Raw genomic sequence first — 17,421 nt, 5'->3', positions numbered from 1 at the left:
TTTAGAGTATAACTTCAGCGCAGCATGCCGAAGTCCATTAACATGTCTCAGAGATTTCTATCTAGAACGCTAAGGTAAATATTTTGACCGTTTATACTATTGCATTTTTCGCGTCTGTACTGGTTTCTGGCATCACAGAAGCCAGTTGGCGTCGAAGAAAAGGCAACACATATCCAAGGACTACAACACTTGGCGCACTATTCGTCGCTGTGATTTTAATTTCTGTGTCAGCTCTACGATGGAATGTAGGAACAGATTACCCTACATACCATACCCTTTTTAGGGTATATGCATCCGAAGTTCCTTATGATCTTAGTTTGACAAACGAGCCCGGAATCCGAATTCTCGCCTGGTTCTCAAGCCAGCTTGGTGACAGCAGCCAAATAATGTTCGCTTTTGCAGCAATTATCACTATCGGACTAATAGTAATTACCATTTGGCGATGGAGCCCGGCCTTTGCTTTTTCTATTGCCATTTATATTCTATACGCGGGCTGGACTGGATCTTTTAATGCTGTTCGCCAATACCTAGCGGTTGCCATATTATTCGCAGCTCATCGATTAATCATAGAACGTAAGTTTGCAAAATGGCTACTTATAGTCTGCCTTGCATTTCTTTTTCACGTCAGCGCGGTAGTTGCTATTCTTTTCTATTTCATACCGACAAAAAAGACAAGCGCCAAGTATCAATTGGTTATCATAATTATCGGTATAGCTTCAATGCTCAGTATGGGCTTCATTCTTGATATGCTTGTAAATGTGACCGGAGATGTTTCTCAATGGCAGGGAAACTATGCATCCCGCTCGGTAAATCCACTAAGAGTTTTCACAGCATTCATACCAATTCTCTTATTTTGGTTATTTAATTCAAGAAAACAAATCGAGGATTCACAAGCTTGGTTCTATGTAAATATGATGTTGGTCTTTAGCGTTACCTATTTGGCCTCTATAAGCAGCGCAATGGTTGCACGATTTACAATTTACCCATTACCTTTCGTCGTATTAGGCCTTGCGTACACGACCTCTATTCCAAAGTCTAAGGAAAGAATTCTTTTAAGAATCGCACTCATTGTTCTTTTTGCAATATTTTTCTTTATTGAAATCACCAAGACAGATGATCTAAGTAACTTTACTTGGATATTTGAGAAAAGGTAGCATACCGGAAAAATATTTTGATCTGTCGATAAGGCAGAATTCACATTGCGTAAATCCATTTGAATTAGGGGTCAGCCCCGGATCAACTTCAAGGGCAGTGTTATGCAGGATATCAGTTTGGATACGCTTAATCACTGCCAAATTTGGGGCTAGTTTCTTATCCACAATGACCCGGCAGGCAGGTTCCAAGGTAATTTTACTATGTTTGGATCCCAGATTTGCGAGGACGTTACGTGAGTGGAGTAAGGGCCCGACCCCCGGAAAGTGGACACAGGGGATTTGATCAGGAAGCAGATTTCAAGATAGCAGGACCGCACTCCTCACACACCGCAGGGACGAGATATTTACACCAGGAATGCCGGCGCACCGTGTTGTAGCGGGTGCGCCGGCGGAATACGTCCCGGCGGCAGCGCAAGTGGTTGGCAAAGGTCTTGGAATCCTGGAGCACTTCCCGTTTCATCGTGGCGTTGAAAGACTCGGCCAAAGCATTATCCGCGCTGATACCAATCGCTCCCATCGACTGCCGGATACCTAACTCTGTGCAGGTGTTCTGGAACGCGCGGGACGTATAAACGCTGCCGTGGTCCGAGTAAAAGATCGCACTTCTAAGGCTCCCGCGCTGGCCCTTAGCCATGGTCAGCGCGTCCTGAACCAAGCTGGTCCGCATATGGTCCGCGATGGCAAACCCCACCAACCGTGGAGAATAGCAGTCAATAACGGTGGCCAGATACATATTCGATCCGTCTGCGATCGGCAAATAGGTGATATCCCCGACGTAAAGGCGGTTGGGCTTGTCAGCGGTGAATTTCCGGCCGACAAGGTCAGGAAACACTGTTTTGGTTTTGTCCGACACCGTGGTGGTGACCTTGCGTTTCTTTGTGTAACCAAACAGCTTCAAGGACTTCATGACTCGCGCGACCCGCTTATGATTCACCGGCTCATGCCCCACCTGGTCTTGGAGTTCAGCTGTAATGCGCTTGGCACCATAACAGCCACGTTCTTTCGTGAATACGGCAGTGACTCGAGCACCGAGAATAGCATCGTTGATCAGGCGTTTCTCACGCCCAGGAGAGGTAGTTTTCCATTTGTAATACGAGGACCTGTTGAGGCCCAGGACCTCGCATAACCGCTTAACCGAATGGTTCTTCTGGGTGTCGTCAACGAACCGGAAGCGGATCACCAGTTCGTCTCTTGCCGGGAAATATTTTGCTGCCTTGTGCAGGATGTCACGCTCTTCCCTCAGTCGGGCGTTTTCGCGTTGTAGTTGCCGGATCTGCTCAGCTTCGGTCACTGAAGCAGAGGGGGATTTCTCAGTCGCAGGGCTGGTGGCACGGGTTTCGGTTCCATACTTTTTCACCCAGTTCGCCAGGGTAGCCCGGTTGATCCCGAGATCGGTGGCGATGGTGTGGATTGAAGCCTCCGGGGAGTTCTCGTACAAGGCCACGGCGTCGCGCTTGAACTCCTCTGTGTAGGTCTTGCTTGGCATGATCGGTAGGTTACCTTTCTGTCCCAGATTGGTGGGATGTTAGGTGTCTACCAAACAGGGGTCAGGTCCGTCTTTCCCAGCACTAGTACCGCATCAACGCATTGCTGCTTGAACTGTGGCGGATAGGCTTTTGGCATTGCGCCCGTATGGTGATTTGAGACAGGGTCTAGGAGAATTAGTTCCATGTCGAATCGCACGTCATCTTCACCGAAGAATTCAAAGCAGGAGCTGTGCAACTCGTCGTGTCATGCGGGCACTACATCAAAGATGCAGCCACCGAGTCAGGCATCCAAGAAGCAACATTGGGTGCGTGGGTAAGAACCTGGAGGTCCGAGCATCCAGACGCCGGTGTGGATGAACCAGGCCCAGTCGAATGGGCGAAATACAAGGCCCTGCAGGCTGAGAACGCCGCGTTGAAACGGGAAAACGAGTTTTTGGGAAAAGCCAGCGCCTTCTTTGGAAGCCGAAGCACCTGTAGAGGATCTCTCAGCGTTCATCGAGCAAGAGAAGGCGTCGTTTCCCATTACATGGATGTGCAGAAAGTTGGGCGTGTCCAGAGCGTCGTATTACCGGTGGGCCAAGCCTGCGGGTCTGACTCCGACAGCCATAAGGCATTCAGAACTCAGGGCTGAGGTTGCCCAGGAGTTTGAAAAAGCAACCAGATGGCGGGTAGGGATCAGCTGACCACGTTGCTCAACCAGCGTGGTGTCACAGTTTCTACTGGGACTGTGGGATCAATTATGAACGAATGAGGAGTGCGTGCCAGACGAATGCGGGCCTGGCAGAACACCACGGTCAGTGACCCTTCTGCCCGGACCGAGCATATTAAAAATCATATGCTCGATAGCCACGGGAAACGAGACTTTACCGCTACCGTGCCTGGAACCAGGCTCGTTGGTGACATTACGCACTTAAAGACGGGTTCCGGGTGGCTGTACTTGGCTACCGTGATCGATTTGGCTACGCGGATGGTGGTGGGGTGGTCTATGGATTCCACTATGCGCACACCGTTGGTGATCAACGCGCTGGCCATGGCACGTAATCATGGGCGTCTTCATCCTGAAGGCGCAATTTTTCACTCCGATAGAGGATCGCAATACACCTCCGAGCAGTTCCAGACATGGTGCGCCGGCAACAAGATCACCCAATCCATGAGATTGACCGGGGTGTGTTGGGATAACGGAAGTCGCGGAGAATTTTTTTCTCACATTTGAAGACCGAAATGTATCACCACTACGACTTTAAGAATCACCTGTCGGCCCGAACCGCGGTGATGGAGTACATCGAGGGGCAGGTCACAACCGGCGCCGCCCGCATAGCAATAACCAGGGGCTCTCACCGGCTAGTGCTTTAACCGCATATCAGCAGCAGTATGGATTAGCAGCAGCGTAAGAAGAAAAATCAATCAAGCTGTCTCAAAAACTTAACGAGCGCAGCATATTCTTAATCCTTGTCGTATACGGGTTTCCCTGTCAACAAGAATCATCACACCCAAGCATCCTGAACCAATGACGTACGCATATGATCCGCGATGGCAAAACCCACCAACCTGCGGGAATAGCAATCAATGACCGTGGCTAGGTACATATTCGACCCATCAGCAATCGGCAGATAAGTAATATCACCGACGTAGACTTCATTAGCAGCCAAAGCGTTGAAATGACGTTTCACCAAGTCTGGAAACACCGGCTTTATTGCTGCTGGGATTGTGGTGATGACCTTGCGTTTCTTCGTGAAACCATCAAGCTTCATCGACGACATCACTCGAGCGACTCGCTTGTGGTTAACCCGGGTTGTTGTATCCGGCCCGTCATTTAGCTCGGCAGTGATGCGTTTCGCACCGTACCATCCGCGTTCTTTTGTGAAGATGGATTTGATCTTAGCTCCTAGGACTGCGTCGCTGAGCAGGCGGTTGTTCCTGGTCGGGGCAGTCTTTTTCCATTTGTAATAGGACGAGCGGTTGATCTTCAACACTTCGCATAACCGGTTAACCGGATAGGTTTTTCGCACGTCATCAACAAACCGGAAGCGGTTCATAAGTCTTGTCTCTTGCCGGGAAATATTTAGCAGCCTTACGCAAGATGTCTCGCTCTTCACACAGTAGCGCGTTTCCCTTCTTCAGCTGTCGGATTTGTTCAGCTTCAGACATGGCTGTTGCTTGTTTGGTGTTGGTCGAGGCGTGCGCACCGTATTTATTGATCAGAGTTTTTCAGGGTCACTCGGTTGATGCCGAGATCGTTGGCGATCTGTTGGATTAAGGCCCCATCTTCAGTTCTCGTACAAAGCAACTTCCGTCGCGTTTGAACTCCTCGGGGTAAGTCTTGGTGGGCATGATCGGTAGGTTACCTTTCTGTCCCAGAATGTTGGGATATTAGGTATCTACCAAACAGGGGTCAGGTCCTTGAATCTCAAAAGATTTTGCTTCTTTAAACTGACCGAGCGGTGGAATCAATCTTTTAACACTTAGCCAATGTGACATCTAACAACATATAGTGCTTTTCAGTAGGATTATATAAAAGGATTTGGGCTCTGAAATTCAAACACAAAATAAAGGATTACATCATGACGAAGGATTCAATTAGTGTAGTGATTCCATATTATAATTCTGAAGCCACAATATTGCGTGCTGTTAGTTCTGTTAGGAACCAAACAGTTCGAGTCTCGGAGATTATTATTGTTGATGATTGTTCGGACATTGAAAGTTTCGAGCGCCTCAAAGATCTCGTTTCTGATTATAGTGGAGTAAAAGTCTATCGTCTCAATACAAATGAGGGCCCTGCTAGCGCGAGAAATTTCGGATGGAGTCAGGCGTCTGGAACGTGGATCGCCTTTTTGGATTCAGACGATGCATGGCACCCTCAAAAAACTGAATTACAATTAAATGCAGTTAATGAATATGGGGATGAGCTAGCTCTCGTGGGCTCCTCCGTGAAAGTCATTGAAGATAATAGTCAAGATTTTATGGAAACTGAATTATCAAATAGTTCTTCATCTCCAATTTCCATAAACAAACTTCTTGTGCGCAACCGATTTGCAACGCCCACAGTTATGGTGAAATCTGAATTGGTTTTTCGCTTTCCTACAGGCAGGCGTTATTCGGAAGATTTCCAACTCTGGCTTCAAATTGTTGCAAGTGATCATCTTGCCGTTCGGCTCGACGCTCCAACCGCAGTCCTCTTCAAGAAACCTTTCAGTGGGACAGGACTTTCTTCAAATATGTTTGCTATGGCACTTGGGGAGCTAGCCACCTTTAAAAGCCTTTATTCAAAGAATGTTATTAGTTTACAACAATTACTTTTCGCCGCTTCCCTTTCCATCGCAAAAAGTGTACTTCGATTTATTAAGATTCCTTTCCGAAAGCTCAGTGCCGGGTTAAAAAAGTAAGTTATTCTCTCCTGTGCTAAGAAGATGGACTAGAGTATTTCCTACCATTTTTAATGGCTTTAGACTCCAGCCGAACTTAGGTCATTTTGGTCTGATTGTGAGGAACGTGCTTTTTGAAGCGGCTTGGTAACAATCGTGAAACGGAAGCGGTTAGCTGTGGTGGAAACTGACTAGTTGATTGCCAAACGGGTGCCGGTAGGGCCTGTCGTTGTGGGGTTTCTGCCGGTACCACGTGATCAGAATGTAAAGTGTCAGCACGTTGTGCACACACAATGTCATATCCTTGTACACGCCCGATCCCACTAGGTTGCGCCCGTATGGTGATTTGAGACAGGGTCTAGGAGAATTAGTTCCATGTCGAATCGCACGTCATCTTCACCGAAGAATTCAAAGCAGGAGCTGTGCAACTCGTCGTGTCATGCGGGCACTACATCAAAGATGCAGCCACCGAGTCAGGCATCCAAGAAGCAACATTGGGTGCGTGGGTAAGAACCTGGAGGTCCGAGCATCCAGACGCCGGTGTGGATGAACCAGGCCCAGTCGAATGGGCGAAATACAAGGCCCTGCAGGCTGAGAACGCCGCGTTGAAACGGGAAAACGAGTTTTTGGGAAAAGCCAGCGCCTTCTTTGGAAGCCGAAGCACCTGTAGAGGATCTCTCAGCGTTCATCGAGCAAGAGAAGGCGTCGTTTCCCATTACATGGATGTGCAGAAAGTTGGGCGTGTCCAGAGCGTCGTATTACCGGTGGGCCAAGCCTGCGGGTCTGACTCCGACAGCCATAAGGCATTCAGAACTCAGGGCTGAGGTTGCCCAGGAGTTTGAAAAAGCAACCAGATGGCGGGTAGGGATCAGCTGACCACGTTGCTCAACCAGCGTGGTGTCACAGTTTCTACTGGGACTGTGGGATCAATTATGAACGAATGAGGAGTGCGTGCCAGACGAATGCGGGCCTGGCAGAACACCACGGTCAGTGACCCTTCTGCCCGGACCGAGCATATTAAAAATCATATGCTCGATAGCCACGGGAAACGAGACTTTACCGCTACCGTGCCTGGAACCAGGCTCGTTGGTGACATTACGCACTTAAAGACGGGTTCCGGGTGGCTGTACTTGGCTACCGTGATCGATTTGGCTACGCGGATGGTGGTGGGGTGGTCTATGGATTCCACTATGCGCACACCGTTGGTGATCAACGCGCTGGCCATGGCACGTAATCATGGGCGTCTTCATCCTGAAGGCGCAATTTTTCACTCCGATAGAGGATCGCAATACACCTCCGAGCAGTTCCAGACATGGTGCGCCGGCAACAAGATCACCCAATCCATGAGATTGACCGGGGTGTGTTGGGATAACGGAAGTCGCGGAGAATTTTTTTCTCACATTTGAAGACCGAAATGTATCACCACTACGACTTTAAGAATCACCTGTCGGCCCGAACCGCGGTGATGGAGTACATCGAGGGGCAGGTCACAACCGGCGCCGCCCGCATAGCAATAACCAGGGGCTCTCACCGGCTAGTGCTTTAACCGCATATCAGCAGCAGTATGGATTAGCAGCAGCGTAAGAAGAAAAATCAATCAAGCTGTCTCAAAAACTTAACGAGCGCATGATCTCAATTGTGAGCAGCCTAGGACTATGCCTGTGGTGTAGGTCTGGGGTGTGCACAAGGTCATGACACTATGCATGCACAAGGTCATGACACTGAGTGTGCACAACCCTCTGGCACACAACAGAATGTGATCAGAATGCGGTACCAACTTTCCGGAATCCCGGTACCAAACCACCATAATCGGCACTGCTTCGATATCAATAGCGACGAAGTCGTCAGCGATAACGGTCCGGCGATCACTGATAAGGGACACAAGGTCATCGCCACTGCAGCCGTTGAACTAGTCGATAGTGGTGATGTTGTTATCGGCAAGGGCTTTTCCTGCCTTGGCGGTCGTGGAGTGGGACACTGTGTATCGGCCGTGTATGTCACGATATGAGCAGCCCTTTAGGAGTTGCTACATAACCAACCGGTATTTGATCACGGTGGTTGCCTTTCTGGTTGTCACCCAATCGGGTTGTTGGGTGATACCAGGAATCCTGTATCGGATTATGCCGGGGTGCTACACTTTTCTCACTTTCGTGCTACGAGTTACTCACCACTGCGCTACAAAATGCACGTTCGGAACAATCAGGAAGCACGTTTGAGCACATCAGAAGCTTGAGCTTCAAACACCGCACATGCGAGATATCCACACCTGGAATTCCTGCGATTCATATTTGTACCTGGTAGGCAAAATGAAAAGGCACCTGCATTTTACGGACAAGTAATCAATTTTATTCCTTGAATAGTGGCATAGTCGCATGATCTTGATGAGTTATGCCGTCTTTTTTTATGATCACTTTGATAGTCTCAATGAGAATTTTGAAATCAAGCTTCAAACTACGCCGATCAACATACTCAACATCAAGAACAAGACGCTCATCCCAGGTAATCGAATTCCTCCCCCTAACTTGCGCTAGCCCGGTAACGCCAGGTTTAACTTCATGCCGCCTAGCTTGCTCATCAGAATACTTTTCAAGATAACTTTCAAGCAAAGGTCTTGGCCCTACCAAGCTCATATCCCCTTTTAAAACATTCCACAATGTCGGTAGCTCGTCTAAGCTAGACGCACGAAGTATTTTGCCAATTTTTGTTAATCGTTCAGCATCAGTTGTTAAATTATTCGTAGCTTCGCGCATTGTTCGAAACTTTATCATCTCAAAGATCACTCCGTTTTTCCCCGGTCGCCGTTGTCTGAAAAAGACTGGACGACCAAGCGTGAATCTTACGATTAGAAAAATTAACGCTTGTAAAGGTGCAGTTATAACGAAGGCAATCGAACTAACAAATATGTCGATCAATCGCTTACCAAAATCATAAACTCTGTTCCTCGCTACCATTTCCAAATATCCTTTCGTTCGATTGAAGGTTTCTATTTAAAAAGCTCTTATAGTGTTTATCGAAAAATCGGATCCGGCTAGAAACACCTTAAACAGTGTGAAATAAAAACCAGGAAATTTCTCAATAGTTTGATATCAAGCCGATTGAGGCGAATGAAGACGAGTCTTCAGAATACTGATTAAAACCAAAAGCATATTAATTCGCACATTATTCAGATAAAAACACTAATTTAACTTTAGATTCCTAAATAATTCAACTACAGACTGAAAATTTTTTAACGGAAAATTCTCCTTGACATCTTCAAAATATTCTAGATCTGCCTTTATAGAATCATTTCTAATTACCCGGGCAGTTATCACTCCTAGAGTCTTCGAAATGTAAAAGTCCTTCGCGGGATTATCTCCTACATACAACATTTCGTGGGGAAGAATCCCGAGTTTCAAAGCAGTTTCATTAAAAACACGAGGGTGTGGTTTCCAGAATTCCCTACCAAGATCATCAGATACCATCACCACATCGAAAAATTTTTCAGCTTGCACTGCTTTCAATTTTTGATGTTGTACAACCGAATAACCATCAGTGATGATCCCAAGTTTTGCGCCTTCATTCTTGAGACAACTAACAACTTCTAGAACATCTGGATACCAGTTTAATTCTGGAGTGTGTTCTCGATGAAAAGAAATCAAAGAGCTAACTGAGTCCTGATTGACCTCAAGTCCGAGCATCGGCAGCAAATTTTGAAAATACTCAGTTCGTGGTCCAAGTGATGCTCTCGCCGAATGATCCCTAACTACCGAAATTGGAAATCCGGTCAAATCTGAAAGATGACCGAAAACTGCATTATTTGCGCTTCGCTGATATTCCGACTCGGAAATCAAGGTGTCATCAAGATCGAAAACTACGGCTTTAATCAATTTTTCAGCCCAGTTTTCAACTGTTCTTCACGCAAAACTATAGACTGATCAAAACGTAAAAACAACAGTCCATCTTCGTAGCCTTCGTCATAATCTAGAGTCTTACCTGCAAGTAAATCAATGAGTCGCTCGCAGCTGTTCGCTCCAGCTGCAATACTCATTGGAGCTCCTCCACCAAACCGTGGGTTCACCTCAATAAACTCAATACCTCGTTCTGTCTTGAAACACTGAACAGTGCTGTGCCCAGGCATAGGTAAAGTCTCTAGCAAAGATCGAACTGAATTGATTATTTCCATATCTTTGACAATTTTCCCTTTTAGAATCTCTCCACCGCGAGTTGCAATCCTAAGCCGCGGAACAATACTAATCACTTTGCCATCAAAATCACAGAAACAATCTGCGGTATATTCTTCACCCGAAATCAATTCTTGAATCATTGGATCATTAGTTCGCGGAAGAAGGAACTGCAATTCCTCATTGGAATTCACTACATTAACGCCAATACTTGAACTACCTGATTTTGGCTTCAAGATCAAAGGAAAGTTTGAATCGTCCAGTTCAGATTCAGTGTCGTAAAGATCAGGAGCGATGAGACCCTTTTCGGTTACATGACTATGCGTAAGCTCTTTATCATTACAAATATTGATCACCCAAGGATCTGCAATCATTACTTTTGCATCAGTGACCTCTTCAATTTCAGTCTTAGCTGCTGCAAGCACAGGAAGTTCGGGATCAATTGTCGGAATAACCAGATCAATATTGCGTTCTTTAATGGCTTTTATTAGTTCCTTTTTGTATCCACTTTCTGAGATTTTAGGTAGTACAACTGAAGAATCTGCATAATATAATGCTGGAGCCAAAGGCTGAGCATCTGCAGCAACAACTTTTGAATTTGGTGATTTCTTAGCAAAGGCACGCTGGAAGCTTTGAATCAACTCGACTCTTCTACCTGAGCTTAAAAGCAATATATTTCTCATAATGATTCCCTAATATTGAATTGCATTCTGGCATCTATGCTGCTGTTTGAAAATGATTCGAGATTACTTTCAACACTCGCTCAAACTGATCCTCAGTCATTCCAGAACCACTAGGTAAAGTAAGCCCATTTTCAAACATAGACTGCGATGTTCCGTTAATTTTTCCCTGAAGTCCTTCGAAAACGGGTTGAAGATGCATTGGCTTCCATAGTGGACGAGATTCGATATTTTCTTGCTTGAGAGCGTCTTGCAATTCACTTGCTGTCGAGCCTGCAACTGTAGAATTAACTATAATTGAAGTCAGCCAATAATTATCTTCGCTGTCTTCTCCACCAAAAATTTCGACACCACGAATTTTGCCAAACAAATCTCTATAGCGTTCACGCCAATGTTTTCTCTTGGTAATCATTGAATCGAGCCGTGTGAGCTGCGCCCGTCCAAGAGCAGCAAGAATATTACTCAACCGATAGTTGTAGCCAATATCAATATGTTCATAGTGCACAACAGGCTGGCGAGCCTGAGTAGAAAGATACCTAACGCGGTCTGCGATATCTTTATCATCAGTCAGTAACATCCCCCCTCCTGACGTCGTCATAATTTTATTTCCATTAAACGAAACAACCGAAGCTGATCCGAAGGAGCCAGCCTTTTTACCTTTGTGAGACGCACCTAACGATTCAGCAGCATCTGCCAGTAAGGGAATTCCAAACTCTGCACAAATGGACTCTATCGTTGTGTAATCTACTGCTTTCCCCAGCAAATCAACGGGAACAACAGCCGAAACTTTTATCCCTTGTTCCCGAAGCTCATTCAACGCCTCGAGGAGCAAATCCGTATCCATATTTCCTGAGACGGGATCTGCGTCAATAAAATAAGGAGTAGCACCTGTATATGAAATCGCATTCGCAGTAGCAGCAAAAGTCATCGTAGACGTGACAACTACAGAATCTGGTCCGACCCCCAGCGATAGGAGACCTAAATGGAGACCAGCAGTACCAGAACCTAAAGCTACTGCATGCTTAACCCCTACCCGCTGGGCCATTTCTTCTTCGAATGCAGTCAAATCTGGCCCTGTCGGAGCAACCCAGCCACTTCGTATAGCTTTTAAAACCGCTTTTTCTTCAAGTTCAGTAACGTCTGGCTTCGACATGTAAATTTGTTCATACATCGTGTATCGCTCTCCTTGCTTCATCTTCTCGGAATCTCTAATTTATCCCAACTGGTGAATTCATATGCATCACAACTATCCAAGCTTTTGTACGTTCTCATATAAGCTTCAAATACCAAGAGGCAATTACCGTTGGTCTAAATAAGTTTAAAATGCCATTGTTTAATATTGGCTTTTAGATCGTGGCATTAGTTTTGCCTGCTCGGATCATAAATTGATTATGGTCTAAATTCTCTGGGGAGAGGCTCTCCGCATGCGCATGCGAGATCTTTGGGTGGAATGGACGATCCTCAGTTTCGCCATCGCCCACCAACTCTTCATGCATCTTCTCCCCCTCGCGAAGACCAGTGAACACAATGTCAATATCTTTACCGGACATCGCAATCATTCGCTGGGCGATCTCCAAAATACTTACAGGTTCACCCATATCGAGGATGAGAACCTCACCAGAACGTCCAATACCGCCAGCTTGAAGAACCAGTTGGCAAGCTTCAGGAATTGTCATAAAGAACCTAGTAACGTCTGGGTGCGTCACTGTTAATGGTTTGTCTTCCATGATGAGCCTGGTGAAAGTTGGAAGCATCGATCCGCGACTACCAATGACGTTTCCAAATCGAACTGATAGGTATTTACTAGTGGAATTCTGCCCGTACCAAGCAGTCAATTTCTCAGCGACTCGCTTTGAGTGCCCCAAAACACTAGTTGGGTTCGCGGCCTTATCAGTAGAGATATTAACGAAAGTTTCAACTCCAACGGCCTCTGCGGCAGCAAGCACGTTGAGGGTTCCTAAGACGTTTGTTTTCCAGCCTTCATCGGGATACTGCTCCAGCATTGGCAAGTGCTTTAAGGCTGCCGCATGGAAAACAACTTCTGGCTTTCGCTTGAGGAAAATCTCCTTCATCGCGTCCGCTTCGCGGATATCTGCAAGAACCACAGCATCCGTATCCAACAAACCGTTACCAGCAACATTAATCAGAACTTGTTGCAAGCCGGTCTCATCACGATCAAGCATCATGAGCTCAGCAGGTCCGTACTTAGCAATTTCTGTACACAGCTGAGAACCGATCGAACCACCTGCACCGGTGACTAGGACACGCTTTCCTGTTAGATAGCCAGTAATTTCTGAAACGTTAGTTTCAACAGGTTGACGTCCAAGCAAATCTTCAATCGACAGATCACGAAGATCATTACCACGAACGCCCTTAGAAACAACGCGGTCAATAGCTGGCATCACTTTGACTGAAAGACCATTTTTATTAGCGGTATCTTGGACACGCCTTAAAAGAGCAGAGTTGGCATCACCAATAGCAACGATAAGGAGCTCTGCGCCGGTATCTGATGCAACTTGAGCGATATCTTCAAATTTTCCGAGAACAGGCACACCGCGTACGCGCTGCCATGCTAATTCAGGATTATCATCAATAACGCCGACAGGACGGAAAGGTGACTTAGGGTCGGACATCATCCACTGGATCAGGTTAGTGCCGATGTATCCACCACCAAGTATCAATGCTGGTGTGGAATCTGCAGCCGGACGGCGAAGACGCTCGAATCGCATACGCGCGAGATAACGTACTGCCAATACAAACACGAGAGCAAGCGGGATAACTAGCAGCATGACACCGCGTGAAATTTCCCAACGCTGACCAACAAAAAGTGATGCGATCCAAAGAACAACACCAACAACAATGACTGAAATAGATACATTCAGGGTGTCTTCGAAACTACCGAAAGGGTGGCGTAATCCTTTACGGTAAAGGTGGAGAGAAAGTCCGAGAACAAACTGCAAAATAACTGCAGCAAGCCCGAACCATGCGAATCCACTCCAATTGATGGAACTTAAATTGAATTCATACCGCAAAACCACACCGATAAATAGTGCAGCGATCCAGGCAATGGCATCAATGAGGAAAAGAACTTTTCCAATAGGCACTGACCCTTTTAAATTCTGACCTGCTTTACCAGTGCTTATTGCCATGTTTGTCCACCATCTTTTGAAATAAATTGGGTTTCGCCAACCCAGGCTAAAATTGAATCTCCAAATTGAGTTGCTGCGATTTGACCGGCATCGGATTCACCGAGTTCAGCATGCACGCATGTAGCTCCCTCAGCAACAGGAACATTGGCACTCAGTTGAACTCCTGAGCATTGATCAGGGCTTTGAGTGATCAGCAATCGATCGCTATTTGAGTGCGCAACATTCAACACACCATCTCCAGCCACAGGGTCTGACCATGTTGCACCTCCATCAGAGGTGGAGGTCAATGAACCATCTGCACAAAGCGCATCAACGTTGCTGTTAGTTCTTGGAGCAATTGAAATTGCCTCACAGCTAATTGCTTTAGCCCCACCGGGAGCTGGCAGCTGCGTTGGGTTAGAAGGATCTAAGTACCAGGTTCCTACTGCTGAAACTGGTTGTTGCCACGTTGCACCTTGATCGGCTGTTCCGTAAATCCGAGGCTCGCAATCAGCGTTGAGTGCGACTACAAAGATGTTTGAAGTGCTCACCGGAATCAACCGAAGTACTTGCGTTGCGGTGGTTGCTGCAAATGACTCTGATGCAGACCAAGCTTGTCCACCATCAGTGGAAATCTCGAGCGTTCCAGGATCAGTGCACGTACCAACTTGGGATCGCACAGCTAGATTTGCAAATTGTGCAATCTGACGCTGTGGTGCCACAAGCGGTAACAAAGCTTGCTCAGCAGAGGTTTCTTCCGACTCCGAAATTTCTGCCGACACTTCCTCGGCGGCTTCTTCAGTAGTTTCAGCGCTTATTTGCTCTACGGAGGCAGCTTTAGTCGTCGAAAAGCCTTCGTTTTTATCGCTTTCTTTAACGCTTTTAAGAGCAAAAAGCGAAAGTGCTCCAGCTCCAACCAAAAGCACGACAATAACAAGAATGCTTAACCATATGGGCCATCCACGTTGGCGTTGGCCTACCTGATACTTCCTCGCCATTACGCGGACTCCCATGCTTTGTTCAAATAAGAAGCAATCAAACGGATAGCTGGAATTAGCTGGCTCGCCGATGCCTCATAAACCGATTGACTCTTTCCGTACGGGTCAACAATATCTTCATCTGCGAGGTTATCCAGAGGATTCAATTCACTGCGGCTAAGACGAGCAGCCTCAACTGTCGCATGCAGCTTCTCGATCACAGAATCCCCTGCCAGATTGAGCTCTTCCTGCAGATCAGCATCAGTTGTTGCCTCAATTAACCTGGCAAGATCAACAACAGTGAAAACCTTACGGGTTGCACGCGGACTTAGCTGGACAATGGATTTTCGATGCCCCCGATCCATCGCAAGAATCAGATCAGATTGGTTAATCAGCTCCTCGGTAATCTGTTTGGCGCGGTGGCCCTCAGGGCTTAGGACACCCTGTTTACGTGCGATTTCTAAAGACTGCTCCGGCATAGGCGAATCAACCATCGCCTGAACACCGGCAGAATCAACGCGGATTATATCTGCCCTCGGAAGCTCAAGCTCAAGTAGCTGCTTAGCTAACGGAGAGCGACAAATGTTTCCAGTACAGACAGTGAGAATAGTGAAGCTAGTGCTCATTGTCTGCCTTTAGTGTTGTATCAACATTTGCGGCATCACCATATCCATAGTTGCCATAGCCATACCCATAAACGGCCTTGTCGGGAAGCATAGTAACTACTACACCGACGACATTGGCATCAGCATTGTCAAGAGTCGAAAGCGCTGCATGCAACTCAGGTTTCTTAGTGGATCCAGAAGCAACAGCAATCAAGACTCCTGCCCTTCCGTGAGCGACAACTGCAGCATCCGTTACGGCTAGTGCGGGAGGGGCATCAATAATGACATAATCAAAGCTCTCCTCGAGCTCCGCAATAACCTTGTCCATCTCCGGAGAGCCCAGCAATTCACTTGGGTTCGGTGGAATGCGGCCGGCTGGCAAATAATACATTTGAGTCCTGCCCCAGCGCTGCAGAACATCATTCAAATCTGCGTTGCCAATCAAAATATCCGTAAGACCAGCACCGCCCTCCACGCCAAGGTACTTGCTCACGCGAGGAAGGCGAAGATCGGCCTCAATAAGAGCCACACGAGAACCAGCCTCTGCAAGAGTCAAAGAAAGGTTAACTGCCGTGGTGGACTTACCTTCACCAGGCTTTGCGGAGGAGATAACAAATACCGAAGATGAGCCACCGACGTTAAGAAATTGCAAGTTAGTGCGCAGAGTACGGAATGATTCAGCGATGGCGCTTTGAGGCTTGTCTTTGATGACAAGAGGCTGTTTCTTAACATCTTGATCCTCAAGGATTCCACCTAGTAGTGGCTTATCTGTCACTGCTTCGACATCGCGCAAAGAATAGATGCGCGTGTCTAGAGCTGAACGAAGAACCGCGATTCCCACACCGACGGCAAGACCGACGAGCAAGCCCAGAAGAATATTCATCGTGACATTAGGGCTGACCGGTGAAGAAGGCTCAAGAGCCACCTGAGTGGTAGTCAGGTTAACCGGGCTCATGCCTGATTCCTGGTCAGGCTCCAACTCCGTCTGAACAACGTTTTTGAAGCTCTCCCCCACCGCATTTGCAATCTCTGCAGCCTGCTGCGGCGAAGGACTAGTAACAGTGAGGTTAATCAACGCAGTATCTGCAGGAGAAGCAGCCGTAACATGGCTCGCGAGCGCAGATGCAGACATTTCAAGACCAAGCTCATTAACAACCGGCTCCAGAACCACACCAGTTTTAATGACATCTACATAACTATTAACAATCTGGCGAGAAAAATTAGCACCCTGAACCATGTCCGAGGTAGTACCCGCACCCGAACGCACAGAAACATACAATTGGGTACGCGATTGATACTCCGGAGTTGCCAAAAGCGAAAAGCCCGCACCTGCAGCAATTCCAAGAATGGCTGCAATAACAATAAGCACCCAATTCTTTATTAAGATTGTCGCGTATTCCCGTAATTCCATATTTTGGCGCCTTTTTGCAGATGATTTTTTAACAATCTATCAAGGTTAGCAACACTACGGCTACTAAGAAAATGCCAGAAATTAACCAGCCCTTAATAAGTTTGAATCTTAGATTCTTCAATCTAGCGTGAAAATCGCTACGCTTCAGCACAAAGCACAAATTCGTGGGGTAGAACATTATTCAAAGAACATTTTTACTTAAAATATATTTAGTTAATACTTAGATTTACCTTAGTTTTCGTTCGATACTATGGGCACACATTGTACCGATGGTATTGATTTTGAAATTTGAATTTAATTGGTCCCGCAATTTTGTAGGGATCGATTCCGAAATCTTAATGAGCCTGTTAACGTTGTTGCTTAAGTTCTCGATGTAAATGAAAGGTGCGCCACATTCTATTCCAAGATGCGGTGCACAACGGGCTGTTAGCCCAGCTTTGGTTTATATTGTCGATAA

The 17,421-nt window shown here is 46.7% G+C and carries 12 protein-coding genes and 3 pseudogenes; 5 read left to right on the top strand and 10 right to left on the bottom strand.

The window, feature by feature from the left end; genetic code table 11:
* Window positions 1-83 precede the first annotated feature (83 nt).
* Window positions 84-1,154, top strand: coding sequence for an EpsG family protein (locus tag ccrud_RS01905; RefSeq protein WP_157776003.1), 1,071 nt, complete (start codon window positions 84-86; stop codon window positions 1,152-1,154).
* Between the two features lie 283 nt (window positions 1,155-1,437).
* Here ccrud_RS01905 and ccrud_RS01900 read toward each other — a convergent pair whose 3' ends face one another.
* Window positions 1,438-2,640, bottom strand: a complete 1,203-nt coding sequence (locus ccrud_RS01900; RefSeq protein WP_082868773.1) for an IS3 family transposase — start codon at window positions 2,638-2,640, stop codon at window positions 1,438-1,440.
* A 200-nt stretch (window positions 2,641-2,840) separates the two neighbouring features.
* Here ccrud_RS01900 and ccrud_RS14830 point away from each other — a divergent pair.
* Window positions 2,841-4,032: pseudogene (locus tag ccrud_RS14830) on the top strand (IS3 family transposase).
* Window positions 4,033-4,134: 102 nt separating this feature from the next.
* Here the strand turns inward: ccrud_RS14830 and ccrud_RS15625 are convergent.
* A pseudogene (locus tag ccrud_RS15625) lies at window positions 4,135-4,972 on the bottom strand (IS3 family transposase); the annotation flags it as partial.
* Window positions 4,973-5,202: 230 nt separating this feature from the next.
* On the opposite strand from ccrud_RS15625, the gene ccrud_RS01880 reads away from it, so the two are divergent.
* The 3 genes and pseudogenes from ccrud_RS01880 to ccrud_RS01865 all read left to right on the top strand — a co-directional run bounded on the left by ccrud_RS01880 (window position 5,203) and on the right by ccrud_RS01865 (window position 8,011).
* Window positions 5,203-6,024, top strand: a complete 822-nt coding sequence (locus tag ccrud_RS01880; protein WP_066564067.1) for a glycosyltransferase family 2 protein — start codon at window positions 5,203-5,205, stop codon at window positions 6,022-6,024.
* 371 nt (window positions 6,025-6,395) lie between these two features.
* A pseudogene (locus tag ccrud_RS14820) lies at window positions 6,396-7,587 on the top strand (IS3 family transposase).
* A 181-nt stretch (window positions 7,588-7,768) separates the two neighbouring features.
* Window positions 7,769-8,011 (top strand): hypothetical protein, encoded by a 243-nt coding sequence (locus ccrud_RS01865; RefSeq protein WP_157776002.1) that lies wholly within the window; start codon window positions 7,769-7,771, stop codon window positions 8,009-8,011.
* 337 nt (window positions 8,012-8,348) lie between these two features.
* Here the strand turns inward: ccrud_RS01865 and ccrud_RS01860 are convergent, their stop codons facing one another.
* The 8 genes from ccrud_RS01860 to ccrud_RS01825 all read right to left on the bottom strand — a co-directional run bounded on the left by ccrud_RS01860 (window position 8,349) and on the right by ccrud_RS01825 (window position 16,964).
* Entirely contained in the window at window positions 8,349-8,954 is a 606-nt protein-coding gene (locus ccrud_RS01860; RefSeq protein ID WP_066564061.1) for a sugar transferase, read from the bottom strand.
* Window positions 8,955-9,179: 225 nt separating this feature from the next.
* Window positions 9,180-9,869 (bottom strand): HAD-IA family hydrolase, encoded by a 690-nt coding sequence (locus tag ccrud_RS01855; protein ID WP_066564058.1) that lies wholly within the window; start codon window positions 9,867-9,869, stop codon window positions 9,180-9,182.
* Window positions 9,866-10,846, bottom strand: a complete 981-nt coding sequence (locus ccrud_RS01850) for an ATP-grasp domain-containing protein (protein WP_066564056.1) — start codon at window positions 10,844-10,846, stop codon at window positions 9,866-9,868. Before ccrud_RS01850 ends, ccrud_RS01855 begins: the two co-directional genes overlap by 4 nt.
* Window positions 10,847-10,880: 34 nt before the next feature.
* On the bottom strand, window positions 10,881-12,014 hold the full coding sequence (locus ccrud_RS01845; protein ID WP_066564053.1) for a DegT/DnrJ/EryC1/StrS family aminotransferase: 1,134 nt from the start codon (window positions 12,012-12,014) through the stop codon (window positions 10,881-10,883).
* Between the two features lie 175 nt (window positions 12,015-12,189).
* On the bottom strand, window positions 12,190-13,992 hold the full coding sequence (locus tag ccrud_RS01840) for a polysaccharide biosynthesis protein (protein WP_066564050.1): 1,803 nt from the start codon (window positions 13,990-13,992) through the stop codon (window positions 12,190-12,192).
* The gene (locus ccrud_RS01835; RefSeq protein ID WP_245670349.1) at window positions 13,983-14,969 is read right to left on the bottom strand and encodes a beta propeller repeat protein; all 987 of its coding nucleotides are present in this window, start codon (window positions 14,967-14,969) and stop codon (window positions 13,983-13,985) included. The genes ccrud_RS01840 and ccrud_RS01835 overlap by 10 nt, the downstream gene beginning before the upstream one ends.
* A complete protein-coding gene (locus ccrud_RS01830; RefSeq protein ID WP_066564045.1) occupies window positions 14,969-15,574 on the bottom strand; it encodes an arsenate reductase/protein-tyrosine-phosphatase family protein in 606 nt (201 codons plus the stop codon). Before ccrud_RS01830 ends, ccrud_RS01835 begins: the two co-directional genes overlap by 1 nt.
* On the bottom strand, window positions 15,564-16,964 hold the full coding sequence (locus tag ccrud_RS01825; protein WP_066564040.1) for a tyrosine-protein kinase domain-containing protein: 1,401 nt from the start codon (window positions 16,962-16,964) through the stop codon (window positions 15,564-15,566). The genes ccrud_RS01830 and ccrud_RS01825 overlap by 11 nt, the downstream gene beginning before the upstream one ends.
* Window positions 16,965-17,421: the final 457 nt, after the last annotated feature.

The sequence above is a fragment of the Corynebacterium crudilactis genome, assembly GCF_001643015.1.
Classification (GTDB): Bacteria; Actinomycetota; Actinomycetes; order Mycobacteriales; family Mycobacteriaceae; genus Corynebacterium; species Corynebacterium crudilactis.
Note: the sequence above shows the minus strand (reverse complement) of the source record. Positions and strands in the feature narration are given on the sequence as shown.

What these genes read in the sequence shown, in the direction of transcription:
- ccrud_RS01900 (WP_082868773.1), bottom strand. Translation starts at nt 2,640, where the DNA reads ATGCCAAGCAAGACCTACACAGAGGAGTTCAAGCGCGACGCCGTGGCC.
- ccrud_RS01880 (WP_066564067.1), top strand. Translation starts at nt 5,203, where the DNA reads ATGACGAAGGATTCAATTAGTGTAGTGATTCCATATTATAATTCTGAA.
- ccrud_RS01865 (WP_157776002.1), top strand. Translation starts at nt 7,769, where the DNA reads ATGCGGTACCAACTTTCCGGAATCCCGGTACCAAACCACCATAATCGG.
- ccrud_RS01860 (WP_066564061.1), bottom strand. Translation starts at nt 8,954, where the DNA reads ATGGTAGCGAGGAACAGAGTTTATGATTTTGGTAAGCGATTGATCGAC.
- ccrud_RS01850 (WP_066564056.1), bottom strand. Translation starts at nt 10,846, where the DNA reads ATGAGAAATATATTGCTTTTAAGCTCAGGTAGAAGAGTCGAGTTGATT.
- ccrud_RS01845 (WP_066564053.1), bottom strand. Translation starts at nt 12,014, where the DNA reads ATGTATGAACAAATTTACATGTCGAAGCCAGACGTTACTGAACTTGAA.
- ccrud_RS01840 (WP_066564050.1), bottom strand. Translation starts at nt 13,992, where the DNA reads ATGGCAATAAGCACTGGTAAAGCAGGTCAGAATTTAAAAGGGTCAGTG.
- ccrud_RS01835 (WP_245670349.1), bottom strand. Translation starts at nt 14,969, where the DNA reads ATGGCGAGGAAGTATCAGGTAGGCCAACGCCAACGTGGATGGCCCATA.
- ccrud_RS01830 (WP_066564045.1), bottom strand. Translation starts at nt 15,574, where the DNA reads ATGAGCACTAGCTTCACTATTCTCACTGTCTGTACTGGAAACATTTGT.
- ccrud_RS01825 (WP_066564040.1), bottom strand. Translation starts at nt 16,964, where the DNA reads ATGGAATTACGGGAATACGCGACAATCTTAATAAAGAATTGGGTGCTT.